Below are 25,932 nucleotides of genomic sequence, written 5' to 3'. Positions count from 1 at the left end.
ACCAACCAGACAAATCAAGCAAATTAGGCCAAAAACAAAACCCAAAACCAGACCCGCCCCGTCGGCGTGACGCGGTTTATAGGACCATCATCCAACAACGTCAACACCTTAAATGATGCTTTTTTGACAATTTCTATATCTTGTAGTTACAAGTCGGCCTGCCGCCACAAAATGACGCAGGGTCCACATGAAATTTCCAGGAATTTCCGCAAAATTAATTTTCTTCGTTGCCGGACAGAATCAGTCAGTAGGAGCGCGGCAGCTTGAGTTCATGCTCCGCGATATAGGAAAGGATCAGATTGGTCGAGATCGGCGCAATCTGATAAAGCCGGGTTTCGCGAAATTTCCGCTCAACATCATATTCCTCGGCGAAGCCGAATCCACCATGGGTCTGGATACACGCTTCTCCCGCTGCCCATGAGGCTTCGGAGGCCAGCATCTTGGCCATATTGGCCTCCCCGCCGCAGGGTTCTCCCGCGTCATAAAGGCGGCAGGCTTCCCGAACCATCAGCTTGGCCGCACGGGTATCGGCAAAAGCGCGGGCAATCGGAAACTGGATTCCCTGATTCTGGCCAATCGGTCGGCCAAACACTTTCCTGTCACGGGCATAATCTGAGGCCGTCCTGATAAACCAGTCCGCATCGCCGAGGCATTCCGATGCAATCAATATCCGTTCCGCATTCATGCCGGTGAGAATATACCGAAATCCCTTCCCTTCCTCCCCGATCAGGGCGGAGGCCGGAATACGCATGTTATCGAAGAAAACTTCCGTTGTGGCATGGTTAATCATGGTGCGGATCGGGCGGATGGTCATGCCCTTTCCCACTACTTCCCGCATATCCACGACGAAGACGGAGAGACCATCAGCGCGTTTGGCAACCTTGTCTTTCACGGTTGTGCGGGCGAGCAGGATCATCAAGTCGGAATATTCCGCGCGGGATGTCCAGACTTTCTGGCCATTCACCACATAGTCATCGCCGTCACGCACGGCCGTTGTTGAGATACTGGTGGTATCCGTCCCTGCGGTTGGCTCTGTCACACCGAAAGCCTGGAGCCGCAATTCTCCGCTCGCGATTCCGGGGAGGTATTTCTGTCGCTGCTCTTCCGAGCCATGGCGCAAGAGCGTTCCCATCGTATACATCTGAGCATGACAGGCAGCCCCATTGCAGCCATTGGCATGAATTTCCTCAAGGATCGCAGAAGCCACGCTAAGTGGCAGTCCCGCCCCGCCATATTCCTCCGGGATCAGCGAGGACAGTAACCCGGCCTCAGTCAGGGCGTCGACAAATTCCGTCGGATAGGCTCGCTCCCGGTCCTTCTCCCGCCAATAAGTACCGGGAAATCCCGCACATAGTTGACGGACAGTTTCGCGTATCTGGCCGATTACATCTTCATCATTCATGCTAGAAATCTACTCCTCGAACCCGTGAAGGGTGACGAAATTATCAAAGTCTTCGCGCTCCGAGACGAGCTCATTAATAACTGCCGCCTCATCGCGATAACCGAGCGCCAGACCGCAAAAAAGCATTTCGTCATCGCTGAGCGAGAGATGTTCCCTCAAGGTTTGCGGCCAGCGGGCCCAGGCTTCCTGCGGGCAGGTATCGAGGCCGTGTTCACGGGCGAGCAGCATGATATTCTCCATAAACATACCGACATCCGCAAATTGCCCGATCTCCATCTGCCTGTGCAGCACGAAGAACATTCCGACCGGCGCATCAAAGAAGCGGAAATTGCGCGCAAGCTGCTTGAGTTTGCCAGGTGTGTCCGATCGCGGGACACCAATCAGGTCATATAGCTGTTGCCCAACGATGCGCCGGCGTGTTTTGTATGGATCGACAAGCTCCGGGGGATAGACATTATACTCCGGCTCTTCCGTCACGCCGCTTTTCAGCTTTTCTTCAATATCAGAAATCAACGCCGCTAATGGATCGCCTTTCAAAACATGAACGGTCCAGGGTTGCAGATTGCCACCAGAGGGCGCACGTTTTGCGGTTTCAATAATATCGCGGACGGTCTGTTCAGGTACCGGCTTGTCGAGAAATTGACGCACGGTGATCCGTGATTTAATTGCCTCAGATACGTTCACTCGCTTGCTCCTGTCATATATCAATGCCGGGATATCTTATCCGGTCATCGTGGGGACGTCAGTCAAACCCGACATAGTGAACAACATTGCTTATGTCTTCGCGTTCACTCACCAGGGTATTCTCGATCGCGGTTGTATCTTCATAACCCATGGCCATACCAGAGACCAGAACCTGATCATCGGGGATATTCAGATGCTTGAGGATCGGGTCCGGATAATTGAGCCAGGCGGCCTGCGGACAGGTATGAAGCCCCTCCCCACGTGCGGCGAGCATGATGGTCTGCATATAGAGGCCCGTATCACTCCAGCTACCGCGGAGAAGATAGGAATCGACCGTAAAAAACAACCCGACCGGCGCATCAAAGAATTTGAAGTTGCGCTTTGCCTGACGCATGGTCGCTTCCCTGTCGCCCTTTTCAATGCCCAGCAATCCATATAGACCCCAACCGACGCCCCGTCTCCGATCACGATGAACATCTTTCCATTTAGCGGGATAGTAGTCGAGCTCTTCATAGGTTTTCGCCTGTCCCTTATCCACCAGATCGAGGACATCACGGGAAATAGCGTCCTTAACGGCGCCGGTACAAACATATGTATGCCAAGGCTGTATATTGGTGCCACTCGGTGACCGTTGAGAGAGGCTCAGGATACGGTCTATTGTATCCTTCGGGACCGATTTGTCCGTGAAGGCGCGAATAGATCGGCGGGTCAGGATTGCTTGTTCAACATCCATGTTTAATTCCTCAGCTATAAGAATGATTGTGTGCCTGATAGAATAAGGAACGGCAGAATTTACAAACCAATCCTGCCGTTCAGTCATACATTGATCAGCGCTCAGCCAATCTTTGCGTAGCCATTGTTCAGGACAACAATATCCCGCTCTTTAACCCGGCAGCGGAAAGACGTGACGTCCCCGTCATGCCACATCTCGGTGACGATTGTCTCCCCCGGGTAGACGGGAGAAGAGAACCGCAAGCGAAGAGATTTCAGCTTCGCCGGATCATAGCCGCAGGCTTGTTTAACGAGCGCATGACCCGCCACGCCCAGGGTACCGAGACCATGCAGGATCGGCGCCTTGAAACCGGCATTTGTCGCGACGCGCGGATCGGCATGGAGCGGGTTGAAGTCCCCGCTCAGGCGATAGATAAGCGCTGCCTGATCAAGGGTTGGAAGCTCGACCACGCTGTCCGGCGCCCGGTCGGGCAGTTCATGCGGTTTCGGCGCCTCCACTTTCGGGCCGCCAAAGCCGCCATCACCCCGACAGAAAGTCGTGGACGTGAGTGTCGCGAGCAGATCACCGCTCGCCTTCTCTCGCACTTCGCGGGTGGAGTACATGAGCGCGCCCTTGCCCTCCCCCTTATCAATGATCTCCGTGATTTTCGTTGTGCCAACGACCGTGCCTTCGGCGGGCAGAGGTTTATGAATCTCGATCCCCTGCTCCCCATGCAGCACCTTCACCCAGTCAACACCGAATTCAGGATCTTTCAGGAAGAAACCGGGATAAGCGAGTACCACGGCCATCGTCGGCAGGGCCAGCAGATCCTCTTCATAGGTGAAGCGGAGCTGGTCCATATCGAGTGGGTCCATGGAAAGTCCGACACCGAGCGCGTATAGGATGGTGTCCTTTGACGTGTAAGTCTGCTCGATATCCTCGAACTTCCAGTTTATGAGCTTGTCATAATCGATTGTCATGCCGTTGCTCCTTAGACCGGATCCCAAGAGAAAACGTCACCGGAGCGTTCCAGCGGCACAAGGGAAGACTTGACGGCGGGACCAAAGCGAGCCGCCACTGTCTCAGGTGTCCATCCATCGGAGGTCTGCAGATTGCGGATTGGGCGCGGCTGGCTCATCAGGCAAATCTCGTTATTGCGGACGACAAAAATCTGGCCGGTAACATCAGAAGCCTGATCGGAGAGAAGATAAACGGCAAGCGGGGCAATTTTCTCTGGTGTCATCTGCTGGATCTTGGCAACGCGCTCACGCTCCGCATCCGTACCTTGTGGAATTGTGCCAATCAGGCGGGACCATGCGAAAGGCGAGATGCAGTTGGAGCGGACGCCAAAGCGGGACATATCAAGCGCGATGGAACGTGAAAGACCAACGATACCGAGTTTTGCGGCGGCATAGTTTGCCTGCCCAAAGTTACCGATCAGGCCGGACGTCGAGGTCATGTGCACCATCGACCCGCTCTGCTGTTCCCGGAAATATGGGGCCGCAGCACGGGCAACGTTAAAGCTACCTTTCAGATGAACGGCAATAACCGCATCCCATTCCGCTTCGCTCATCTTATGGAAGATCACGTCGCGCAGGATACCGGCGTTATTGACGACACAATCGATTCCGCCGAATTCCTTGCGGGCATCCTCAATCATCTGGCCGGCGTCATCCGAGCTCGCGACATTACCGAAGTTGGCGATGGCTTCTCCGCCGGCATCGGTGATAGTTTTCACCACTTCCATGGCTGGGATCTGGTCCGCGCCGTCGCCCTGCTCGGTACCGCCAAGGTCATTGACCACGACTTTTGCACCCTGAGACGCGCACATGATGGCGATGCCCCGGCCGACACCCCGGCCGGCGCCCGTTACAACGACTACTTTACCTGCAAGCATATTTTGATCCGACATTTCTTTTCCTTTTTGTTGTTTATTTTTAGTTGTTGTTGTCGATCCGCGGGATTAATCCCTTCGTTCTTGCGCCCGATTATAAGCATCGCCCCCACGCCGTCGACAAAAAAATGACGCGAACACGGGGGCGAAATACAATTGGCTTGGGCGGTCCTTATTTCTTGCCGTTTTTGGCGAGGGATTGCAAGGCGGAGGAGGCCACGACTTTACGCTCATTGGCGTAAGCCTCATGGTTTTTCTCTATATCCTTGAGGCTATAATAATAGTTCACCAGCAGTCCCGCAGATTGCGCAAGCCCGTTGGGAGAGCTGTCGCCCATCCAGTTGAGCTGCTCAAGCCGTGCGCCATTGCCTAAGTGAAACCGCGTCACCGGATCAAGCGGACGAGTGCCTTTTTTCTCGTTAATCAGGTAATGGGCGCAGAGTTTTTCGAGCGGCTCACGCACCGCTTCCACGGTTTCGGGGTTATTCTGCCAATCCGGCTCGGCAATCATTTTGCGGACAACATTGATATCCTTGAAATGCATACCGGCGGCCGCGCCCTTTAGGGCTGCCAGCCATCGCATAAAGCCGGGAATCGGCGACAGCGTTGCAAAATGCTTTAAATTGGGAAGCTCTGCCGAAAGTTCCGCCACTACTTGCTTGATCAGGAAATTACCAAAGCTAATGCCCTTTAATCCATCCTGACAGTTGCTGATGGAATAAAAAATGGCCGTATCCGCCTTCGTTGGGTCGCCCCGCTCCGTATCCCGCGACAGAAGCGGCGGAATAGCCGAAGCAAGGCCCTTCACAAGGGCCACCTCAACGAAGATCAACGGCTCATCGGGCAGAGCCGGATGGAAAAAGGCGAAGCATCGCCGATCCTTGTCAAGGCGACGGCGCAAATCTTCCCAGCCGTCAATTTCGTGTACGGCCTCATATTCAATCAGTTTTTCCAGCACAACGGCGGGTGTACGCCAGTCGATGCGCTCCAGCGTCAAAAAACCGCGATTGAACCATGAACTGAGAAGATGCTGCAGATCGCTGTCCACGGCTTTCAGTTCTGGATGTTTCCGCAAATGCCCAACAAGGAACTTGCGCATGGCGACAATTGCCGCCGTGCCGCCCGGCGCAAAATTGAGTCGCCTCATCAGTTCCTGCCGCGGCGCCTCAATCGCCAAACTCAGTGTTTTATAATTCTCTGCATTGCTTTCCTTATGATAGGCCGCAACCGCCGCCTCAATCTTTTTCTGATCCGGCGCCATTTCCTCGTTCAGGAATTTAAGAAAATCGAGTTTTTCCTCATCGGAGAGCTTAATCCAGTGCCTCAACCGCATCACGCGCAAGAGCCATGCCCGATGCCTCCCCCTTCTGGGTCAGGAGATCATGACTCAATCCCTTTATCCCCTGCCCGCGCTTCTTGTCTCCACGCAGATCAAGGAGTTCACGGCCGGTATCGGCGATGGAATTAAAAAATTGAGTGACAAAAGTCGGCGCCATATTAGTAGTCTATCCCATTATTTTTTCCGGAAGCCATGCGGCAACTTCCGGGTTGAAACACAGCAAGAATTGTACCGGCGATCAGGCAAAACATAAACCGCAAAGCCCCCTAAATAGTCGACAGGGAAGTGCCCGGTGCAATTCCAATTATAACATACAGGTTTAATCCCACCGGTGGTGTGATCAATCCTATTTCCATATTTAAGATCAGGACAACCGCAAGCCAACAGGGATCAAACCCAATATTGATAATAATAGGGATCAAAAAGGGCGCAGTCATGACAATGTCGGCAACAGGCGGCAAAAAAATTCGACGACGGCAGAATAAAAGCGCCTAAGGCACCATCCGCCGCAATCAATCCGACGGGAGACATATTCCTCATACTTTCAGACATGAATTTCATAATTCTTCTCGCATCTTAAAAGGGTTCTTCCCCCTTATTTTTATGCTCTTCTCCGGGAGAAATTGTAGCTATCTTCCTTCCGCTTAAAATTTTTGTATGTGAAATATGTTTTCTTGTATACAAGAAATGATTCTTCTGACATACTGTACCGCGTTACATTCCCGGCCTATCAATAATATGGACAGTCGACATGGCAACTTCACGGGCAAACGAAATTCTCCCTGTGCTCGAACAGGAAATCGTGACAGGCAGTTTAAAGCCCGGAACGCGGCTGGATGAAACCATCCTGGCGGAGAAATTTAACGTTTCCCGCACCCCGATACGGGAGGCGCTGAACCGTCTCTCAGCCTCTGGCCTTGTCGAGATACGTCCGCGCCGCGGGGCAATCGTCGCGGCCATTTCCGTGCAGGACCTGATGAATATGTTCGAGGTAATGGCCGATCTGGAGGCACTTTGCGCCCGTCTCGCTGCGCGGCGAATTAGTCCTGCCGAGAAGACGGCCCTTCTTGATGCCCATGAATCATGTCATGCCTTGTCGGGCACAGAAGATTTTGATGAATACTATGTCCACAACCTGCGTCTTCATGACCTTCTTTACAAGGCCAGCCATAATAACTTCCTTGAAAAACAGGTCCGGGAACTCCGTCACCGCTTATCTGCTCACCGTCGGCTTCAAGTCCGCATTCCCGGTCGCATTCTCGCCTCCTCCAATGAGCATGGCGCGCTTGTCGAGGCGGTGATCAAGGGCGATGCTGCCCTCGCCGAGAAATTGACCCGCGATCATGTCGCCATTCAGGGTGAGCGGTTCACTGATTTTCTTTCCACCCTTCCCTCCCATTACCTTAGGGCGTCTGCCTGATCCAAAGAACGAGTGACAATGACTGATAAAAACCTCTACAGCCTGTTTGACAGCCGGTTTCCGGCGAACTTAAATGAAATCGCTTTTGAAGGACCAGATGTACCCAGCTATACCTTTGGTGACTTGAAAAATAAATCCGCGCAAATGGCGAACCTGCTTGTCTCCCTTGGTGTTGTGCCGGGGGATCGTGTCGCCGTTCAAACTGGAAAGTCGGTAGAGGCAGTTGTTCTTTATCTCGCATGCCTACGGGCGGGATTGGTGTATTTACCGCTCAACACCGCCTATAAAACTGCGGAAATTGAATATTTTCTCGGTGATGCCACGCCGACCGTGGTTGTCTGCGATCCAGCCTCATTTGAGGAAATAAGAACAATTGCGAATAATTGCGGCGTGCAGGAGGTACTTACCCTCGATACAATGGGCACGGGTAGCCTGACCGAACGTGCTGCCGAACTTTCTGTGGATTTCTCTACCGTTGAGCGCGCCGGAGACGATCTTGCCGCCATCCTTTATACATCTGGCACGACGGGCCGCTCAAAAGGCGCGATGCTGACTCATGATAATCTGGCGTCCAACGCTAAAACACTGAATTCATACTGGCAGTTCCAGACGGACGACGTCTTGCTTCATGCGTTGCCGATTTTTCATGTGCATGGACTGTTCGTCGCCCTGCATTGCGCCTTTTTAAGCGCGGCAAAGGTCATTTTCCTTAAAAAATTCGATCCCGCCATTGTGATCGACAACCTGCCGAAGGCCACCGTCTTTATGGGTGTGCCGACCTTCTATGTCCGCCTGCTGACCGAGGCGGGATTTACCAAAGAAGTATGCCGCAATATGCGCCTTTTCACCGCTGGCTCTGCGCCGCTCCTTGCGGAGACGTTCAATGCGTTCGAAGAGCGGACCGGCCATGTCATTCTGGAACGTTACGGCATGACGGAAGCGGGCATGATCACCTCCAACCCGCATGACGGGGAACGAAAGGCCGGCACTGTCGGCTTCCCACTCGATAACGAGGTGCGCATTGTCGATGACGCCGGCAATGTTGTGAAGGAAGGCGACATCGGCATTCTTGAAATTCGCGGACCGAATGTCTTCAAGGGATATTGGCAGATGCCGGAAAAAACCGCCGCAGAGTTCCGCGCCGATGGTTTCTTTATCACCGGCGATATGACACGAAAAGGCGAAGATGGATATTACCGCATTGTCGGCCGATCAAAGGATCTGATCATTTCCGGCGGATACAACGTCTATCCGAAGGAAATTGAGAGCTTTATTGACGAAATGCCCGGTGTGGATGAAAGCGCCGTTGTCGGTCGCCCGCATCCGGATTTCGGGGAGGCAGTTGTCGCCTTTATCGTTCCTGATGGCAGCGTCGCGTCCCTCTCAGATCAGGATGTGATTGCCTATGTGAAGGAAAAACTCGCCAATTTCAAAGTGCCTAAAGAAGTTTATATCGTCGATGACCTGCCTCGTAACACCATGGGTAAGGTGCAGAAAAATCAGCTTCGGGATCGGGCAAAGACGGCTGTCTAAAGACGGAAATTACGCTTCCATGGCGCTTCAGATAGGCGTTAACCTTGGCGCGATTGCCACAGGTCGACATGGAGCACCAGCGACGGCGGCCGTTGCGAGACTGATTGACGAAATAAAGATCGCAATCATCGCTGGCACAACCGCGTGTTTTTTCCACATGGTCCGACGCAAGATAATCGGCGATGTCCCGAACAATCGGAAACATCAGTTTCTCCGGCCCATTTTCATCAATGACGGATTTCAGCGCCATCCCCTCTTCCGTGGGTTCGAGCTTGTGATAGCTCTTGAAGCTTGCGAGCCGCTTGTTTATCTCTTCGAAAAAATCAAGACTGACCGGCCAACCCTGCTCGACTTCCGTCAAAACATTGCGGAACCCGTTACGCAATTCGACAAGGCCGTCAACGACCTTTTGGCAACGGCCAGGGTTTTGAAAATGGAACATATGAAGGTCTGACGCTTCGTCTTCATGCAACAAATGGTGGGATTTCATGAAAATCAGCAAATCTTCAAAACTGCTGATCCCTTCCTTCTCGCGACCGATCCGTTTGTAACTATTGGCAAAATCAATGGCGAGGCGTCCACCAAGAGTATAAAAACCCTCTTTATTCACAACCCCAGATTTTACAAGCGCGTCGATCCGTGCCACAAAAATACCCCGTAACGTCTCATTCGTCGTGTAACAAAACCATAATATACCTATATTTCATAGTATACTAGTTTGTTCGCCGTCAATAGTTATTTGCTTCAATGATGAACATAATCTATTAAATTAGAAAAGAATTGCAAGATATTAATTTAATTATATTTTTAATAAATATATGCAGAAAAATCCGGATAATGACAACGACCACTACCCTATCATTTTCACTTATAAAACAATTCAGTTAAGGCCTAAATCAATACCGGTAAATTTCGGCAGAAATATGATCACCTGAAAATATATGTCAAGACTGTGAAAGTAAGGGTTGCAGACAGCCGCAGTGATCCAGAATCTTGTCGAGTTCCATCCGATCCGCTGTTTCGGCAAGGCGCGACCGTAACACATGGATGGATTTCGCGGCATATTTGACTGATTGCTGGCTGAATTCCTGATCCATCAACGTGAGGGAAAACTCCTCTTCCCCGCTCAACACCGCCTTCTCATTCGCAAGACTCCAGGGCAGATAGATATCGCCGATCTGCTTCCTGATCAGGGGTTCCAATGTCGGGGAGAGGGTTGACCAGTCTTCCCACCCCTGCTCCGCCTTTGGATCGAGCATCCGGGCAATCCAGTCAGTAATCTCAGGATAGCCATTTTTAATTATTTTTGCCGTTGTTGGCTGTTGAAGGCAGCAGTAAATTTGCGCAAACAAACCAAAATCACCAAGTGCGGGGCGGCCACCGAACAAATATTTTCGGGTTTCTAAATGTTTGCCCAGCAGCGATAGCAGCTGATCAAAAGATGTCTCGATTACGTCCTTTGTCTTCTCACTTGACCCCACAAAACGAAGCCGCGGCACCATGCGGGTGCGAATGGAATCGGCAAGCTTGTCCTGTGCCTCCCGATCTCCCTTTGGATTGACGGCGCGTGCAAGGCCTCGGCTCACGGTCTCCTGATCCTCAGGACGCCACCATCGGTAATGAAACATCGGTTTATTGACCCATTCATCACCGTAATCCTCAATCAGGCAGGAAAGATAGTTGAGCACGGCAGACGGCGGCTGCAACGCAGGATCGGAGAATTTCTCTTCGAAAGTTTCAATAATCGGGGTGGAATCCTGCCATACCGTCTCATCGGGCCCGAGGATCAACGGGATGAGCGGCAGCTTGGCGTATTTCTGGAACTCCGCCTGTGTCTCAAGCGTGCGTGGACGCCATTCATGTGGAATATTCTTGTAGCGGAAATATGAGCGGACCTTGACGGAAAAAGGGGAATATTCCGAGCCAAAGATGACATACTGCTGATCCGACATAATTATTTCCTTTTTATGGTCATTCCGCCGCTCAAAATGTCGCGCAGCAGTGATTATCTCTGTTATAACAATTGAAACGATAAAAAGGGAAGTATGTCGACATGAATATACCGGGTTTTTTCTCCGCCACCTATGCCGAGGCTCGCACCAAATTTCTTCAAAGCTGTATGGATCGCGGATTGCAGGTCGAAAATAATTTGAACGACCGGGCAAAAGGCGCGGAAGGTGAAGATCTATATATGGATGTCGCCCGCATCGGTCCCGATGATGCATCCAAGGTCCTGATCATCTCCTCCGCTACTCATGGCGGGGAAGGTTTTTGTGGCTCTGGCGTGCAGGTCGGCATGCTGGATACCGGTATGTTCAAAGATCTTCCAGATGATACTGCCGTCCTTCTCATTCATGCCATCAACCCCTATGGCTTTTCCCATATCCGTCGGGTGAATGAGGACAATATTGATCTCAACCGCAATTTTTTGAAATTTGAGGACGGCCTCCCGGAAAACGCGGAATACGCAGAAGTTCACCCTTATCTCGTCCCCGATGACTGGGACGGACCGGCCCGTGCCGAGGCTGACGCCAACATTCAAGACTATATCGCCAAGAAGGGACTCCCAACCTATCAAGCCGCTGTTACGGGAGGACAACATATTCATGCGGATGGCCTCTTTTTCGGCGGGTTTGAAGCGTCATGGACGAACAAGACACTCCGCGCGGTGGTGAAAAAACATGCCGGTAATGCCAAGCATCTTGCATTACTCGATTTCCATACCGGCCTGGGCCCCTATGGCCACGGAGAGTTGATTTACGTGGGAAACCCCGCAGGACTGCCTCGTGCCATCACCTGGTATGGCGAGGATGTCACCTCTCCTGAGGCGGGCACATCCAGCTCCGCCATAGTCCGGGGAACGATCGATGCCGGGGTCTGCGAAAGTGCCCCGAACGCCAGCCATACTTGTGTTGCCATCGAATATGGCACCATCCCCGTGCTGGAGGTGCTGAATGCGCTCAGGGCGGATAACTGGCTGTATCTCAAAGGTGATCTTGAGTCAGATCTTGGTAAATCGATCAAGAAACAGGTCCGCGATGCGTTTTACTGTGATGCGGACGACTGGAAAAACATGATCTGGGAGCGCGGCACGTCCGTCGTGAAAATGGCCCTCAGCGGATTGGGAAAAGAGGCTTGATGGCGGAACTTGTCGTTACGCGCGATTATGTCCGCTCCGATGAGATCATCGCACTTCTTGATGCGCATTTGACCTTGATGCGCTCCCTCTCCCCGCCGGAGAGTACCCATGCCCTAGACCTTGAGGGCTTGCGTGGGTCCGATATCACCTTTTGGCGGGCGGAAATAGCGGGAAAGCTCGTGGGCTGCGGCGCGCTGAAAGAGTTGGCGGACAACGCCGGGGAAATAAAATCCATGCATACGGCGGCGGTCCATCGCGGCAAAGGCGTGGCGGCTGCCCTCCTCCTTCATGTAATGGCAACGGCGCGGGAACGGGGATATAAAAAGCTCTTTTTGGAGACCGGCTCTCAGCCCGGCTTCAAACCGGCGCGGCAGCTTTACCTAAACCATGGATTTACGGAATGCCCGCCTTTCGCCAATTATATACTGGACCCGAACAGCGTCTTTATGACGATCAATCTTTGATCTTCGCCAAAAAACGCGTTAGGCTTCCTCAACCTCCAGCCCTTCATGTGACAGCTTATCAAGGCGCGGCATCAAGTCGAGAAGTTCCCGCGTGTAGGCCGCTGTCGGGTTTTCGAACAGATCCTCAGTCGCGGAGACTTCGACCAGCTTGCCCTGCTTCATCACACCGACCCGGTCGCACATCTGGCGAATGACGGGAAGGTCATGGCTGATAAACAGCATGGTGAGGCCGAGTTCTTCCTGCAAATCTTTGAGAAGATTGAGAATTTGAGCCTGAATAGAGACATCAAGTGCAGAGGTCGGCTCATCACAGATCAGGAAACGCGGCCGGGTCGCAAGCGCCCGAGCGATTGAAATACGCTGACGCTGCCCGCCGGAAAATTCATGCGGAAACCTTACAGAGGCCTGGGCCCCAAGCCCGACATGATCGAGAAGGTCATTGACGACCTGCTCGACTTCCTGATTAGAGGACGCAAGCTTATGAAAGCGGATCGGTTCGGCGATGATGTCCATCACCCGCATTCTGCCATTCAGGGACGAGAACGGATCCTGAAAGATCATCTGCATCTGACGGCGATAAAAATCCCGCTCATTCTCTGATTTGATGCTCGTAAGATCGGTACCGGCGAAATTTACGATCCCAGATGCCGGTTTATAAAGGCTGCAAACCATGCGTGCGACTGTCGATTTGCCACTGCCACTCTCGCCGACGAGACCAAAGACTTCTCCCTCATTGATATCGAAGGACACATCATCGACCGCGTTGAAGGTAATCCGGTTACTTTTTAACAGGGCGGGTTTAGTCACGAAGGTCATGACCAGGTTTTTGAGGCTGAGAAGCGGTCCGTCCACCGCATCATAATCCCGATGGCGACCAAGCCAATGTGTCGAAAGATCGATATCCTTCGTCCGCTCGCCCTCTTCTTCGATATAGTTGACCATTGGAAAGCGTTTCAGGCGGATATCCGGACGCGGTACCGCACTGATCAAGCTTTGGGTGTAGGGGTGATCGGGATTACCGAGAATCTTTGCCGTCGTTCCCTCTTCCACCACCTTGCCACGATACATAACAGCGACCCGGTCCGTAATATCCGCAATCACGCCCATATCATGGGTGATGATGATCATGCCGACCTGTTTGTCTTTGCACAGGCGGCGCATAAGCTCAAGGATTTGCGCCTGAATGGAGACATCAAGCGCAGTCGTCGGCTCGTCGGCAATAATCACTTCCGGTTCCGCGCAAAGGGCGAGCGCGATCACAACACGTTGGCGCATACCACCGGAGAATTGATGCGGATAGTTCTTGATCCGCGTTTCCGGCTCAGGAATACCAACCTGACGCAAGAGATCAACAGCACGTTCCTGCGATTTCTTCTCCCCAAGTTTGAGGTGCAGATCAATGGTCTCAACAAGTTGTTGTTCAATCGTCTGCAACGGATCAAGCGAGGTGAGTGGATCCTGGAAAATCATGCCGATACGACGGCCACGAATTTTTCGCTTTGCCTCTGCACTCAGGGTATCAATCTGTTCCGATTTCAGGAGCACATGTCCCGCCGTCATTTCTCCCGGCGGCTCCAGCAGGCCAATTACCGCATTACCAATGGTTGACTTGCCCGCGCCGGATTCCCCGACAACGCCCAGAACCTCACCCGGCTGCACCGACAGGCTGACATCGTCTACGGCCACCACCGTGCCATGACGGCTCGGGAACTCGATACGCAGGTTGTTGATATTGAGTAAGTCCATAATACCGTCCTAGCGCAACTTCGGATTAAGGGCGTCACGCATCCAATCACCCAAAAGATTGACGGCGAGAACCAAAATCACAAGGGTCGCTCCCGGAAAAATTGTGATCCACCAGTCGCCAGAAAAGAGATACTCGTTGCCGATACGGATCAGTGTGCCAAGCGATGGCGTTGTCGGCGGCACACCCACCCCGAGGAAGGAGAGCGTTGCCTCGGTAATGATGGCGATCGCCAAATGGATTGTCGCGATAACCATCACTGGCCCCATGACGTTGGGCAGGATATGGCGGCGCAGGATTGTGAGAGGCCGGATGCCGATAACGCGAGCAGCTTGCACATATTCCTTATTTTTTTCCACCAGTGTCGACCCGCGCACCGTACGGGCATATTGCACCCAGCCGGAAATACCAATGGCAAAAATCAGCACATAGATGGAAATATCAGTATGCAGCTCTGACGGCAAAATACCACGGGCGACGCCATCCACAAGAAGAGCAATCAAGATAGCGGGAAAGGACAGTTGAATATCAGCGATCCGCATAATAAAGGCATCGGTACGTCCGCCCGCATATCCGCTTATCAAACCAAGGGCAATACCGATGACCATTGAAAAAATCACCGAGAAGAACCCAACCATCAAAGAAATACGCGCGCCATACAGGATGGTAGATAATACCCCCCGGCCTTGATCATCGGTACCTAGCAAGAATTTCGTGTCTCCGCCAGACTGCCAGGCAGGCGGAAGGTTGCCGTCCATAATACTGATAGTCGCAAGATCGAATGGATTGTTCGGCGCGATCCAGGGCGCAAAAATAGCCGCCAGAATCATGCCAATTGTTACGACTGCCGAAATGATTGCGACCGGGCTTCGCATAAAGCTGTACCAGATATCGCTGCCAAAAATCCGTTGCAGGCGGGTTTTAGTGGCGGGTTGCACTTGTTCCATCGCCATCCCCTAAGCCGTACTGTCTGCCCGCAGGCGCGGGTCAACCATATAATAAAGAATATCGACTACCATATTGATAACAACAAAGAAAAACGCAATTAGAACGAGGTAGGCCGCCATGATTGGAATGTCCACATCCGAGATTGCCTGAATAAATAACAAACCCATGCCCGGCCATTGAAAGACGCTTTCAGTAATAATCGCAAAGGCGATCAGCGCACCAAGCTGCAATCCCGTAATCGTAATTACCGGGACCAGCGTATTTTTCAGCGCATGCTTAAAATGTACGGATCTGTCAGGCAATCCGCGCGCACGTGCGAATTTGATAAAATCGGTGCGCAAAACTTCCAGCATCTCTGCCCTTACCAGTCGCATGATCAATGTCATCTGAAAAAGCGCCAGCGTAATAGACGGAAGAATGAGTGATTTGATGCCAGAAACCGTCAAAAAGCCCGTCGTCCACCATCCAATAGCGATAACATCGCCGCGCCCAAAGGTTGGCAACCATCTGAGCACAACACCGAACAAGAGAATAAGCAAAATACCGATCAGGAATGTCGGCAAGGAAACCCCGATAAGGGATAAAGTCATGATCCCCTTTGATATCAGCCCCTTTCCCTTTAGTGCGGTGTAAACACCCAAGGGAATTCCGACAACAAGGGTAAGAACGGCCGCCACAAAAGACAGCTCCAATGTTGCCGATAATCGTTCAAGAATTAGGCTACTTACAGGCTGCCGATATTTGTAGGAAATACCGAAATTCCCTTCTGCAGCATTCAGCGCAAAACGGCCGAACTGGACAATAAAGGGATCATTCAATCCCAATTGCTCGGTTAGAGCGGCGCGATCAGCCTGACTGGTATCCTGACCCACCATATTATTGATGGGATCCCCGATAAATCTAAACATGGAAAAAGCGATCAAAGCAACGGTCAACATAACAACGACCGATTGCAAAAGTCGCTTAAAAATAAATGAGATCATATTACTTTACGGTAAAGGCCATAAAAGAAATTGGGGCCCTCTTTATTTAAAAAGAGCGGCCCCAACAATCTGTATTATTCGTTAATCACGACATAACGATAGTCGAGAGCGTTATCAGCACGCTGATTAACCGTTACACGGTCGCTCACACCCCAGGAAAGAGGCTGCTGATGAATAGGCATGTAGCCAACATCGTCCTTAACAATCTTAAAGGCTTCGGCAATCATCGCATTGCGCTTTTCCTGATCTGTTTCACTACCGATGGCCGCCGTCAGTTCGTCCACTTTCGGGTTACAGTAGTTACCAAGGTTGAACAAGCCTTTCTTGGCATCTGCATTCTGGCAAACGATCAATGAGGAAAGAACATTTTCCGCATCCATTGAGCCTGAGTCCAGCCGAGGAGATAGAAGCTGGTATCGTACCCGCTTGTCGCCAGAACTTTACCGAAATATTTTGATTTCGGCTGCGCCAGAAGATCAACTTTGACGCCGACCTTCGCAAGCATAGATGTCACTGCCTGACAGATCTTTTCGTCATTGACATAACGGTTGTTCGGGCAATCAAGCGTCACTTCAAAGCCATCTGGATATCCGGCTTCGGCGAGCAAAGCCTTTGATTTTTCAGGATCATACGCATAGGGCGTATTCAATGCTTCGGCAAATCCGTTGACTTGTGGTGCCGCCAACAGACCCGTCGGCGTTGCCGCGCCTCGCATGATCTTTTCTTTGATGGCATCTAGATTGATTGCATGAACAAATGCCGCACGAACTTTCTGATCCTTGAACGGGTTCTTTCCCTTAATATTTGAATAGAGAAGTTCATCTCGACCCTGATCAAACCCGATAAAGATAGTCCGCGCTTCCGGACCCGTCAGAGCTTTTACGCCTTCCGCATTGTCCAAACGTTCCCAGTCCTGCACAGGTACCGGATATACCATATCAAGTTCACCGGATATCAGGGCGGCAACACGGGTCGGCGCTTCCTTAATTGGTGTAAAGATAACTTCGCTGACGTTTGTCGGAATATCTTTCCAGTAATCTTCGTTACGTACCAGAACCGATTTAATGTCCGCTTCATGACTCTTGATCTTGAAGGGACCCGTTCCGTTTGCATGCAGGTTTGCATAATTACCGGCATTATCACCCGCGGCACTCGTCGAAGAGGTTGTTCCGTGCTCTTCTGACCATTCCTTGTCCATGATGAACAGATATGGAAGGTCCTGAACCAAAATCGGGTTCGGTGCCGGTGTTTCTAAAACAATGGTGTGATCATCCACCTTGGTGATGCTCTTTATCATGCTGTTTCGGACCTTCTGGTCCGACCCGTCACGCCCTGCACGCTCCCAGGAGAAAATCACGTCATCTGCTGTGAAATCCTGACCGCCATGGAATTTAACGCCCTTACGCAGCTTGAATTCCCAAGTGGTCGGTGTCAGCAACTTCCATGATTCAGCGAGACCCGGAACGATCTGCATATTCGGATCATAGAGTACAAGCCCTTCATAGACGTTGCCGAGCGTACCCAGCAGGAAGGATTCATTCAGTGAATGCGGGTCGAGAGAACTCAGATCCCCCTGAAACGCAAATTTAAAAGTTTTTGCCTGCACCGGCGATGTCACCGCGAGGGCGACAGCGGCAACTGCAGCAAACAGTCCTGTCCTTAGTTTCATGATAACTCCCTTTTTGCTATCTGATCACTTATTTGCCCATTTTGGGCGCTTTTGCCGTGTTTATTATTGGTTTTATTCACGGATTCTGAAATTGAGATTAGCGAATAGTCCAATCTCTGTCCAATGCAATTGATATGCCTCATTTTGCCAGCCGGTCAATGAGGAGGGAGATAAATTTCTCCGCCTCGGTTACATGGGCAATGTCGATATACTCGTTCGGTTGATGGGCGACACTGATTGATCCGGGTCCGCAGATAACGGTAGAAAACCCTGCCTGCTGGAATTGTCCGGCTTCAGCCGCATAGGAAACGGCGTTTGATGTGTTCTTGCCTGTAATGGCGCGCACCAGCATTTCCGCCTCTCCGCTGTCTTCAGGCCGAAGCGCCGGGACATTCGATTTTAGTTCAGTGACAATGCTGGCTTCCGGCGCAATTTCCCGCATACGAGGGAGCACATCATCATTACAATGCGCAATAAACCGCTCAACGAAGCTCATCGGATCATCTTCCGGAATATGCCGGATGTCCCAGACGAAATTACATTCCCTTGCGAGGATATTGCCGGCAGTTCCGCCATTAACGACGCCGCAGGTCAGAGTTGTGTAGGGTGGAAAGAAGGGGCTGTCAGCCTGGCTGCGCACCTTGTTTTCCGCCATCATGTTACCGATATAGGCGATCAACTCCGCCCCGACCATGACAGCACTGACCCCATCTTCAACAAGGCTGGAATGAGCTTCGCGCCCAATCACTTTTGTCGTGAGCGTGAGAATGCCTTTATGGGCCGAGACGATATCCATCATCGTCGGCTCCCCCACGATTACGGCACGTGGCGCCGGCAAATTGGCGGCAATTTCCTCGATCATGGCGGGTGCACCGATGCAGCCGATTTCCTCATCATAAGAAAGTGCAAAATGGATCGGGACAGAAAGCCCCTTCTCGATCATTTCCGGGACCTTTGACAGCGCAATCGCGGAAAAACTTTTCATATCGGACGTGCCACGCCCGTAAAGCCTGCCATCTTTTTCAACAACCGTGAACGGGTCTGTATCCCAAGGCTGACCCTCGACCGGGACCACATCCGTATGACCGGAAAGAACAACACCGCCTTCCTTCATCGGACCGACGGTCGCGTAAAGATTTGCCTTGCTCTTGTCACTATTGAAAACGCGAGTGGAATTTACCCCGTGATCTGCCAGATAATCAGCGACAAAATCAATAAGGGCAAGGTTGGAATTGCGCGAGACCGTGTCAAACGAAATCAGTTTGTCAATCATTTCACGGCCGGAATAAATCTTCCCCAAGGCGACCCCTTCAATTGTTTGATATCAACTTAATGGGCAGCTTAGCCGATGATTTGCAGAAGCGAAAGACGGAAAGACAGGGAAATGACAAAAAAGTGACGATTAAATGAATGTTAATCCAACAATAAAAGAAGAATACCGAAAACGATCAGGAGGATACCTGCCGCTTCTATCTTGTTCGTCTTTTCTTTGAAGAAGAAATAGGACGCTATAAAAGTGAAGACCAGCTCGACCTGACCCAACGCCCGGACATAGGCAGCGTTTTGCAAGGTCATGGCAGTAAACCAGCCAACGGAACCGAGCATCCCGGTCAGCCCGACCCAAATTGCCACCTTCCAATTCCTGATTACTTCAGTCAATTGTCCCGGTTCCCGGATCGGCAAATAAATGCTCATGACCAAAGTCTGGAAAAACAAGACGCAAACCAACGTAAAGGCGGCCTGCATCATCGCGCCCTCCCCACCGAGCGAAAGGGCCGCCGCTCGATAGGAAACCGCAGAAATACCGAACAATGCGCCGGAGAGTATCCCAAACCCCGCCGCCTTGCTCGTCCAGCCCGAGAAAAAGTCACGAAAAGTAAAGGAGCTTGAGGACATAGAGATGAGCAAAATGCCGACAAAACTGATAGCAATGGCGAAAACAGCCCCTATGCCCACATGCTCTCCGAGGATCACGATCCCGAAAATGGCCGCCTGCACTGTTTCCGTCTTGGAGTAGGTTGTACCCACAGCGAAATTCTTAAGGCTGAAAAGGGCGACCAACAATCCCGTTGCAAGAATTTGGGCAAGCCCGCCAAAGATGATGAATATCGCAAATTCGCCATTCAGAGATGGCACAGAAAGCGCAGAAAACTGATCGATACCGATAATATAAAGAAGTGCGAACGGCGCACCGTAAAGAAATCGCACATATGTTGTCCCGCCTGTGCTGAGGCGACTTTTCAGGGATTTCTGCAAGGCAGTTCGGACATTCTGAAAGAAGGCCGCGAAGATAGTAATCGGGATCCAGGCTTCCATGGAAAGGCTACTCGACGGGAATAAACGGGCCTTCAATTTCGCCTGTCTGTCCTGCCCTGTCAATTGCAGGGGTGCGAATGGCTGCTATGCCTGTATCAAATGACTAATAGCCGCACTCCACATCGCCAAGCTCGACATAGACGGATTTAAGTTGCGTAAAATGATCCAGCGCGACCGCCGCGTTTTCCCGCCCGATGCCGGATTGCTTATACCCACCAAAGGGGACGCCAACGGGCGTTAGGTTATAGTTGTTGATCCAGCAGGTGCCCGCGCGGAGTTTTGCCACAACACGATGAGCGCGCGCAAGGTTCTGCGTGAAGACCCCGGCGGCGAGGCCGAACTCCGTATCATTGGCGCGGGCAATCACTTCTTCTTCATCACGGAAAGACATAATGGACATGACAGGACCGAAAATCTCCTCCCGGCAGATACGCATATCATCCTGACAAGAGGTGAAAATGGCAGGCGAGATAAAACTCCCCTTCTCGCAACCGGTCACCGAGACTTTCTCGCCGCCGCTCACCAGATGCGCGCCTTCCTCTATGCCGAGGCGGACATATTCCATGACTTTTTCGAAATGATCCGCGTTGATCATTGAGCCGACATGGGTCGCGGGATCCATCGGGTCACCAATAACCATGGCCTCTGTCCGGCTTTTCAAGATCGAGACAAAGGCATCGTGAATGTCCTCATGTACATAGACCCGCGTCCCGTTGGAGCAGATTTCGCCTTGCGTATAAAAGTTCGCATTCATCGCCGCCGAAACGGCGTTGTTGATCTGACTGTCATCGAATACGATCAGCGGGGATTTGCCGCCAAGTTCCATGGTCACATGCTTGACGGACCCGGCCGCATCGGAGAGCACCTTGCGCCCCGTCGGCACCGAGCCGGTGAAGGAGATTTTATCGATCTCCGGATGGATGGCGATATAGTGCCCCGTCTCCCCGTTCCCGTGGAGGACATTAAACACGCCCTTGGGCAACCCTGCCTCGGTGAGGATTTCGGCCAGCTTCACCGCATTGGTCGGTGTCTGCTCGGACGGCTTGAAAATCATCGAATTTCCGGCGGCGAGTGCCGGTGCCGTTTTCCAGCAGGCGATCTGCAGCGGATAGTTCCAGGCGCCAATTCCGGCACAGATGCCGAGCGGTTCGCGGCGGGTGTAAGCAAAGGCGTCCGACCCCAGATCATGGTGCGACCCCTTGATATCGGCGGCGAGCCCGCCGAAAAACTCAAACGCATCGGCGCCGCTGTCGATGTCCGCCTCCGGCGCTTCCGCAATCGGCTTTCCGGTATCCATCACCTCGATCTCGGCGAGTTCCATCCGCCGTTCCCGCAGGATGTCGGCCGCTTTCTTGAGGACGCGTCCGCGCTCCGTTCCGGACAGAGCGGACCATTCCTGAAATCCCCGCCGTGCCGCCAGCACCGTCTTCTCGACATCACGACGGCCCGCTTGCTCTACTTCAGAGAGCTTCGCGCCCGTTGCCGGGTTATAATTCGTGAAGCTTTTGCCGGAAATTGCCTTTTGCAGCTTTCCGTCGATATAAAGCTGTAATTTTTTCGGTCTGCTCATCATCTTTCCTTAAAAAGGATCGGTGTTTAAATTTTTATCGCTGGCTCGTTTCCCAGTTGACCGCCCGATAAACCGGGGCTTCACTTGGCGGAAGTGCCGGAATACCTTTGATGGCATCCGCAATTTTCTCTGCGATCATAATCGTGGGTGCGTTCAGGTTTCCGCTGGTGATATGCGGCATGATGGAGCTGTCGACCACACGCAAGTTTTCTATACCATTGACTTTCCCTGCGCCATCGACAACCGCCATGTCATCACTACCCATTTTGCATGTACAACTCGGATGATAGGCGGTTTCTACCGTCTCGCGCACAAAGGCGTCGATCTCGGCATCGGTCTTGACCTCTGGCCCCGGTGCCAGTTCTGCCCCGCGATAGGGATCGAAACCGGCTTGTGCGAAGATTTCCCGCGTCAACTTCACCCCGTCGCGCAACTCGCGGCGGTCCTGTTCCGTCTCACAGTAGTTGGGCTGCAGGATCGGCGCATCGTCGATATTCCCACTTTTTAGAGTCATATGCCCCCGGCTGGTCGACCGCATCGGCCCTACATGCGCCTGATAACCATGTCGGTCCGTCGGGTTGCCCCCATCATAGCGCACAGCCATAGGAAGGAAGTGATATTGCAAATTGGGATATTCGACGCCCGGCTCGCTCCGGATAAAGCCGCCTGCCTCAAAATGATTGGTCGCCCCCAGACCTTTTTTGAGCAACATCCATTCCAGCCCGACCTTCATTTTGGCGAGCGGTGACATCACCTTATAAAGCGTGATCGGCTGTGTACATTCCTGCTGCACATAGAGTTCCAGATGATCCTGCAAATTTTGCCCGACACCGGGCAGATCGGCGATCACCGGAATATCGAAATTTTGAAGCGCCGCCGCCGGACCAATGCCAGAGATCATTAACAAATGCGGCGAATTGATCGCGCCGGCGGCCGAGATCACCTCCCGCACCGCCGTCACCTGATGCAGGATGCCGCCACGCTCGTATTCCACGCCCGTCGCACAGGTTTTCTCAAACAGGATGCGGCGGGTATTGGCGCCGGTCAGGATTGTCAGGTTTTGCCGGTCCATTGCTGGCTGGAGATAGGCAAGCGCCGTGCTCCATCTCTTGCCCTGATGCACGGTCATGTCCATGCGGCCGACGCCTTCCTGCTGAAAGCCGTTCATATCCTCGGTGAAGGGATAGCCCGCCTGCTGCCCCGCCTCCATCCAGGCGTGATAGAGAGGGTTTTCACAAGGGCCCACGGATACATTGAGCGGACCTTCCCCGCCCCTGTAGGCATCCGCGCCGCGATCATAGGTCTCGGCTTTTTTGAAATACGGCAGGCAATTGGTGTAGGACCAATCCTTTAACCCCGGGTCTTGGGCCCAGCCGTCGTAGTCAAGTGCATTGCCGCGCACATAACACATGCCGTTAATCGCTGAGGAACCGCCCAGCACCTTCCCGCGCGGCCAATATATTTTCCGACCGTTCAATTGTTCCTGCGGTTCGGTGTAATACTGCCAAGCAAGCGACGCGGAATGCATCGGATAGCTTAAAGCCGAAGGCATATGAATGCGCCAGTCCCACCAGCGGCCCGGCCCCGCCCGCTTCCAGCAACAGGACGGAGATTTCCGGATTTTCGCTCAGGCGGTTCGCAAGCACGGCACCAGCGGAGCCTGCCCCGATAATCACATAGTCAAATGCCTGATGTCCCGCCATTGCTCCGGTCCTGATTTACACAAAAATAAGGGAGCCAAGTATAGATGGCTCCCGCTACCCTCCCTGTTTAAAGGACGACACTGACTAAAACAACCACGCCACTCTTTTTTATGCGGCGGATGATTTGAGTAGAAGGTTTGAGAGCGCTGAGGCGGCCTCTTCCAACTCCGCCGCTGAATGGGACGCAGAAATCTGGAACCGGAGCCGGGCTTCCCCCTCTGGCACAACGGGGAAACCGAAACCGGTAACGAAGATACCCTTATTCAGCATCTCTTCCGCAAGTTGGATCGCGGTCGCCGTTTCACCGACGATTACCGGCACCACGGCACTGTCGCCCTCAAGCGGATTCAACCCAAGCGCCTTTAACCGCGCGCGGAAGCCTGCGGCCTTGCGTTGCAGGGCTTGCACCCGTTTTGGGTCCGCTTCGAGCAGTTCGATCGATTTGCTGCCCGCCGCCGCGACACTCGCGGGCAAGGCATTTGAAAAGAGATGCGGGCGCGATTTCTGGATTAATGTCTCGGTAATAGCAATTGGCCCCGCAACAAAGCCACCTGTACCGGCACCAAGCGCCTTGCCAAGCGTACCGGTGAAAATATCAATCTGGTCCATAACGCCAAAATGTTCCGCCGTGCCATGGCCCGTCTCGCCCATAACACCAAGTCCGTGACTATCATCAAGCACGACAAGCGCGTCATATTTCTCCGCAAGGGCGACAATTTTGTCAAGCGGCGCGATGTCCCCTTCCATGGAGAAAACCCCATCGGTCACAATAAGTCGCGACGGCGCATCAATATGTTTTTGGAGTTTCGCTTCCAGATCCGCCATATCGCTATGTTTATAGACACCTCGCACCACATCCTTCGTGGTCACGCGAATACCATCGATCAGGCTTGCATGGTTCAACTCGTCTGACAGGATCACATCGCCAGCCCCACAGATTGCGGCAAACAAACCTGTGTTGGCAGCCCAACAGGACGAATAGGTGAGCGCCGCTTCAGTTCCGTGAAAACGCGCAAGATCAGTTTCAAGAGTTTGATGCACATCCTGCGTCCCGCAAATAAAGCGGACAGACGCCGTGCTCGCCCCGTATCTCAACAGGGCTTCACGCGCAGCCTCAACAACAACCGGATGATTTGCGAAGCCAAGGTAATCATTTGAAGATAGAAGCGTGACCTCACCGATATCTTTCAGCCGGATGCGGTCACCGATCGGTCCTTCGATGGTTTTCAGCTTCTTGTAGGTTCCATTTCGGTCGGCAGCGGCAAGATCCGCCGTGAGTCGATTAATCAGATTATTCGTCATATAGGTAATCTTTGCTCTATCTTTTGGAAGTCAAGGACGATCTTGCCGCAAGCTCCTCATCCATCAGTTCAAAACCACGCTTGAAATCCGTTGCCGGGAGAACATGGGTAATTACTTTCTCCATCAGGTCCGGGTTTTTGAGCATGAATGCCTCCACCTGATACCAGGTTTCATACATGCGCCGCCCGGTAACACCGATCAGGCTGACACCTTTCATAACAACTTTCGCGCCCAGATCGAGTTCGACCAGCCCCGCCGGAATACCGAGAAGCGCAACAATGGCACCGGGCGCAGCAATGTCGAGTGCGGCGTTCAACGCCAAACCACTTCCGCTCACCTCCAGCACCACTTCCGGACCGTGTCCCTCCGTAACATCAAGAATTTGAGCGGCGCAATCGGGATCCCGCGGATTAACGACGAGATCAAGATCAAGGCTTTTTGCAATCGCTGCACGCGCCTGGTTCGGCTCCTGCAACATCACCGTTCGCGCGCCATGGGCTTTGGCAATGGTTGCCGCGAACAGGCCGATCGGGCCGCCGCCGACAATAAGAACATTCCTTGCCGTAACTTTCGCGGTAGCGACCATATGCATAGCGTTTCCGACAGGGTCAAAGACGGCGGCGTGGTTATCCGGGATCGCGTCCGGCACACGCCAGAGATTGCTCGCCGGAATCTCAACCTGCTCGGCGAAGGCTCCGGGGCGGTCAACGCCGATAATGCTCGTCTTCTCACAGATATGGGCATTTCCCGTACGGCAAAAATGGCATTCCCCGCAAGAGATGTGGCATTCAGCGGATACGCGGTCACCGATTGCATATCCTGTGACGCCCTCGCCAATCGCAGAGATACGGCCGACAAATTCGTGGCCAATTGTCATCGGAGTCTTGATCCGCCCAGCCGACCAGGCATCCCAGTTATAGATATGATAGTCGGTGCCACAAATTCCGGCCGCGATCACATCTACCATGACCATACCGCGCGCCGGTTCGTTCAAGGGATCTTTAAACGCGGACCAGATACCGCGGGCGGCTTCGGTTTTGGCTATTGTGAACATGGAACACCTATTTTCTAGCAATTGGAAAAAAATCCGTTATACTGTATTTTGTAAAC

Annotated in this window: 21 protein-coding genes and 3 pseudogenes; 4 read left to right on the top strand and 20 right to left on the bottom strand. The window is 52.6% G+C overall.

Annotated elements, in window-relative coordinates:
* Positions 1-244 precede the first annotated feature (244 nt).
* The 8 genes and pseudogenes from AC0L73_RS18520 to AC0L73_RS18485 all read right to left on the bottom strand — a co-directional run.
* Complete coding sequence (locus AC0L73_RS18520) at positions 245-1,402, bottom strand: acyl-CoA dehydrogenase family protein (protein ID WP_473654537.1); 1,158 nt, start codon at positions 1,400-1,402, stop codon at positions 245-247.
* A gap of 9 nt (positions 1,403-1,411) precedes the next feature.
* Complete coding sequence (locus AC0L73_RS18515; protein WP_227951909.1) at positions 1,412-2,086, bottom strand: nitroreductase; 675 nt, start codon at positions 2,084-2,086, stop codon at positions 1,412-1,414.
* A 58-nt stretch (positions 2,087-2,144) separates the two neighbouring features.
* Positions 2,145-2,819 carry a nitroreductase gene (locus tag AC0L73_RS18510; protein WP_227951908.1) on the bottom strand — a complete coding sequence of 225 codons (675 nt, stop codon included), beginning with the start codon at positions 2,817-2,819 and terminating at the stop codon, positions 2,145-2,147.
* Positions 2,820-2,920: 101 nt separating this feature from the next.
* Entirely contained in the window at positions 2,921-3,778 is an 858-nt protein-coding gene (locus AC0L73_RS18505; protein WP_227951907.1) for a MaoC/PaaZ C-terminal domain-containing protein, read from the bottom strand.
* An 11-nt stretch (positions 3,779-3,789) separates the two neighbouring features.
* Complete coding sequence (locus tag AC0L73_RS18500) at positions 3,790-4,710, bottom strand: SDR family oxidoreductase (protein ID WP_473654536.1); 921 nt, start codon at positions 4,708-4,710, stop codon at positions 3,790-3,792.
* A gap of 154 nt (positions 4,711-4,864) precedes the next feature.
* Positions 4,865-6,019, bottom strand: a complete 1,155-nt coding sequence (locus AC0L73_RS18495; protein WP_473654535.1) for a malonyl-CoA decarboxylase — start codon at positions 6,017-6,019, stop codon at positions 4,865-4,867.
* On the bottom strand, positions 6,003-6,188 hold the full coding sequence (locus AC0L73_RS18490) for a hypothetical protein (protein WP_473654534.1): 186 nt from the start codon (positions 6,186-6,188) through the stop codon (positions 6,003-6,005). Before AC0L73_RS18490 ends, AC0L73_RS18495 begins: the two co-directional genes overlap by 17 nt.
* Before the next feature lie 9 nt (positions 6,189-6,197).
* A pseudogene (locus AC0L73_RS18485) lies at positions 6,198-6,495 on the bottom strand (TRAP transporter large permease subunit); the annotation flags it as partial.
* A gap of 287 nt (positions 6,496-6,782) precedes the next feature.
* On the opposite strand from AC0L73_RS18485, the gene AC0L73_RS18480 reads away from it, so the two are divergent.
* Both AC0L73_RS18480 and AC0L73_RS18475 read left to right on the top strand, forming a co-directional pair.
* On the top strand, positions 6,783-7,451 hold the full coding sequence (locus AC0L73_RS18480; RefSeq protein ID WP_227951903.1) for a GntR family transcriptional regulator: 669 nt from the start codon (positions 6,783-6,785) through the stop codon (positions 7,449-7,451).
* A gap of 18 nt (positions 7,452-7,469) precedes the next feature.
* Positions 7,470-8,984: a malonate--CoA ligase gene (locus AC0L73_RS18475; RefSeq protein ID WP_473654533.1), complete on the top strand. Its 1,515-nt coding sequence runs from the start codon at positions 7,470-7,472 to the stop codon at positions 8,982-8,984.
* Here AC0L73_RS18475 and AC0L73_RS18470 read toward each other — a convergent pair.
* Both AC0L73_RS18470 and AC0L73_RS18465 read right to left on the bottom strand, forming a co-directional pair.
* Entirely contained in the window at positions 8,890-9,630 is a 741-nt protein-coding gene (locus AC0L73_RS18470) for a CGNR zinc finger domain-containing protein (RefSeq protein ID WP_473654532.1), read from the bottom strand. The two genes, AC0L73_RS18475 and AC0L73_RS18470, sit on opposite strands and share 95 nt — an antisense overlap.
* Before the next feature lie 298 nt (positions 9,631-9,928).
* On the bottom strand, positions 9,929-10,936 hold the full coding sequence (locus AC0L73_RS18465) for a glutathione S-transferase family protein (RefSeq protein WP_227951900.1): 1,008 nt from the start codon (positions 10,934-10,936) through the stop codon (positions 9,929-9,931).
* Positions 10,937-11,037: 101 nt separating this feature from the next.
* Between AC0L73_RS18465 and AC0L73_RS18460 the strand changes: the two genes are divergently transcribed.
* The gene (locus tag AC0L73_RS18460; protein ID WP_227951899.1) at positions 11,038-12,123 is read left to right on the top strand and encodes a M14 family metallopeptidase; all 1,086 of its coding nucleotides are present in this window, start codon (positions 11,038-11,040) and stop codon (positions 12,121-12,123) included.
* Positions 12,123-12,587 carry a GNAT family N-acetyltransferase gene (locus AC0L73_RS18455; RefSeq protein WP_227951898.1) on the top strand — a complete coding sequence of 155 codons (465 nt, stop codon included), beginning with the start codon at positions 12,123-12,125 and terminating at the stop codon, positions 12,585-12,587. The genes AC0L73_RS18460 and AC0L73_RS18455 overlap by 1 nt, the downstream gene beginning before the upstream one ends.
* Before the next feature lie 18 nt (positions 12,588-12,605).
* On the opposite strand, the gene AC0L73_RS18450 is transcribed toward AC0L73_RS18455, so the two are convergent.
* The 10 genes and pseudogenes from AC0L73_RS18450 to tdh form a co-directional block, all read right to left on the bottom strand.
* Complete coding sequence (locus AC0L73_RS18450) at positions 12,606-14,333, bottom strand: ABC transporter ATP-binding protein (RefSeq protein WP_321576144.1); 1,728 nt, start codon at positions 14,331-14,333, stop codon at positions 12,606-12,608.
* A 9-nt stretch (positions 14,334-14,342) separates the two neighbouring features.
* A complete protein-coding gene (locus AC0L73_RS18445; protein ID WP_227951897.1) occupies positions 14,343-15,278 on the bottom strand; it encodes an ABC transporter permease in 936 nt (311 codons plus the stop codon).
* A 9-nt stretch (positions 15,279-15,287) separates the two neighbouring features.
* Positions 15,288-16,262, bottom strand: coding sequence for an ABC transporter permease (locus tag AC0L73_RS18440; RefSeq protein ID WP_227951896.1), 975 nt, complete (start codon positions 16,260-16,262; stop codon positions 15,288-15,290).
* A gap of 74 nt (positions 16,263-16,336) precedes the next feature.
* Positions 16,337-17,931: pseudogene (locus AC0L73_RS18435) on the bottom strand (ABC transporter substrate-binding protein).
* Positions 17,932-18,070: 139 nt separating this feature from the next.
* Complete coding sequence (gene argE / locus AC0L73_RS18430; RefSeq protein WP_473654531.1) at positions 18,071-19,231, bottom strand: acetylornithine deacetylase; 1,161 nt, start codon at positions 19,229-19,231, stop codon at positions 18,071-18,073.
* Positions 19,232-19,344: 113 nt separating this feature from the next.
* Positions 19,345-20,247, bottom strand: a complete 903-nt coding sequence (locus tag AC0L73_RS18425) for an EamA family transporter (protein ID WP_473654530.1) — start codon at positions 20,245-20,247, stop codon at positions 19,345-19,347.
* Between the two features lie 103 nt (positions 20,248-20,350).
* Positions 20,351-21,817, bottom strand: coding sequence for a betaine-aldehyde dehydrogenase (gene betB / locus AC0L73_RS18420; protein WP_473654529.1), 1,467 nt, complete (start codon positions 21,815-21,817; stop codon positions 20,351-20,353).
* 34 nt (positions 21,818-21,851) lie between these two features.
* Positions 21,852-23,520, bottom strand: a pseudogene (gene betA, locus AC0L73_RS18415) (choline dehydrogenase).
* A gap of 108 nt (positions 23,521-23,628) precedes the next feature.
* Positions 23,629-24,822 carry a glycine C-acetyltransferase gene (locus AC0L73_RS18410; protein ID WP_473654528.1) on the bottom strand — a complete coding sequence of 398 codons (1,194 nt, stop codon included), beginning with the start codon at positions 24,820-24,822 and terminating at the stop codon, positions 23,629-23,631.
* 16 nt (positions 24,823-24,838) lie between these two features.
* The gene (tdh, locus tag AC0L73_RS18405) at positions 24,839-25,876 is read right to left on the bottom strand and encodes an L-threonine 3-dehydrogenase (RefSeq protein WP_473654527.1); all 1,038 of its coding nucleotides are present in this window, start codon (positions 25,874-25,876) and stop codon (positions 24,839-24,841) included.
* Positions 25,877-25,932 lie beyond the last annotated feature (56 nt).

This window comes from Sneathiella sp. D3-11, assembly GCF_055809395.1.
This window is presented reverse-complemented; position numbering and strand designations above follow the sequence as displayed.

Bases quoted from the DNA above. Each gene is read 5' to 3' on its own strand.
- AC0L73_RS18465 (WP_227951900.1), bottom strand. From the start codon at position 10,936: ATGTCGGATCAGCAGTATGTCATCTTTGGCTCGGAATATTCCCCTTTT.
- AC0L73_RS18505 (WP_227951907.1), bottom strand. From the start codon at position 3,778: ATGACAATCGATTATGACAAGCTCATAAACTGGAAGTTCGAGGATATC.
- AC0L73_RS18520 (WP_473654537.1), bottom strand. From the start codon at position 1,402: ATGAATGATGAAGATGTAATCGGCCAGATACGCGAAACTGTCCGTCAA.
- AC0L73_RS18445 (WP_227951897.1), bottom strand. From the start codon at position 15,278: ATGGAACAAGTGCAACCCGCCACTAAAACCCGCCTGCAACGGATTTTT.
- AC0L73_RS18490 (WP_473654534.1), bottom strand. From the start codon at position 6,188: ATGGCGCCGACTTTTGTCACTCAATTTTTTAATTCCATCGCCGATACC.
- AC0L73_RS18500 (WP_473654536.1), bottom strand. From the start codon at position 4,710: ATGTCGGATCAAAATATGCTTGCAGGTAAAGTAGTCGTTGTAACGGGC.
- AC0L73_RS18410 (WP_473654528.1), bottom strand. From the start codon at position 24,822: ATGACGAATAATCTGATTAATCGACTCACGGCGGATCTTGCCGCTGCC.
- AC0L73_RS18455 (WP_227951898.1), top strand. From the start codon at position 12,123: ATGGCGGAACTTGTCGTTACGCGCGATTATGTCCGCTCCGATGAGATC.
- AC0L73_RS18425 (WP_473654530.1), bottom strand. From the start codon at position 20,247: ATGGAAGCCTGGATCCCGATTACTATCTTCGCGGCCTTCTTTCAGAAT.
- AC0L73_RS18440 (WP_227951896.1), bottom strand. From the start codon at position 16,262: ATGATCTCATTTATTTTTAAGCGACTTTTGCAATCGGTCGTTGTTATG.
- AC0L73_RS18450 (WP_321576144.1), bottom strand. From the start codon at position 14,333: ATGGACTTACTCAATATCAACAACCTGCGTATCGAGTTCCCGAGCCGT.
- betB (WP_473654529.1), bottom strand. From the start codon at position 21,817: ATGAGCAGACCGAAAAAATTACAGCTTTATATCGACGGAAAGCTGCAA.
- AC0L73_RS18475 (WP_473654533.1), top strand. From the start codon at position 7,470: ATGACTGATAAAAACCTCTACAGCCTGTTTGACAGCCGGTTTCCGGCG.
- AC0L73_RS18460 (WP_227951899.1), top strand. From the start codon at position 11,038: ATGAATATACCGGGTTTTTTCTCCGCCACCTATGCCGAGGCTCGCACC.
- AC0L73_RS18510 (WP_227951908.1), bottom strand. From the start codon at position 2,819: ATGGATGTTGAACAAGCAATCCTGACCCGCCGATCTATTCGCGCCTTC.
- tdh (WP_473654527.1), bottom strand. From the start codon at position 25,876: ATGTTCACAATAGCCAAAACCGAAGCCGCCCGCGGTATCTGGTCCGCG.
- AC0L73_RS18480 (WP_227951903.1), top strand. From the start codon at position 6,783: ATGGCAACTTCACGGGCAAACGAAATTCTCCCTGTGCTCGAACAGGAA.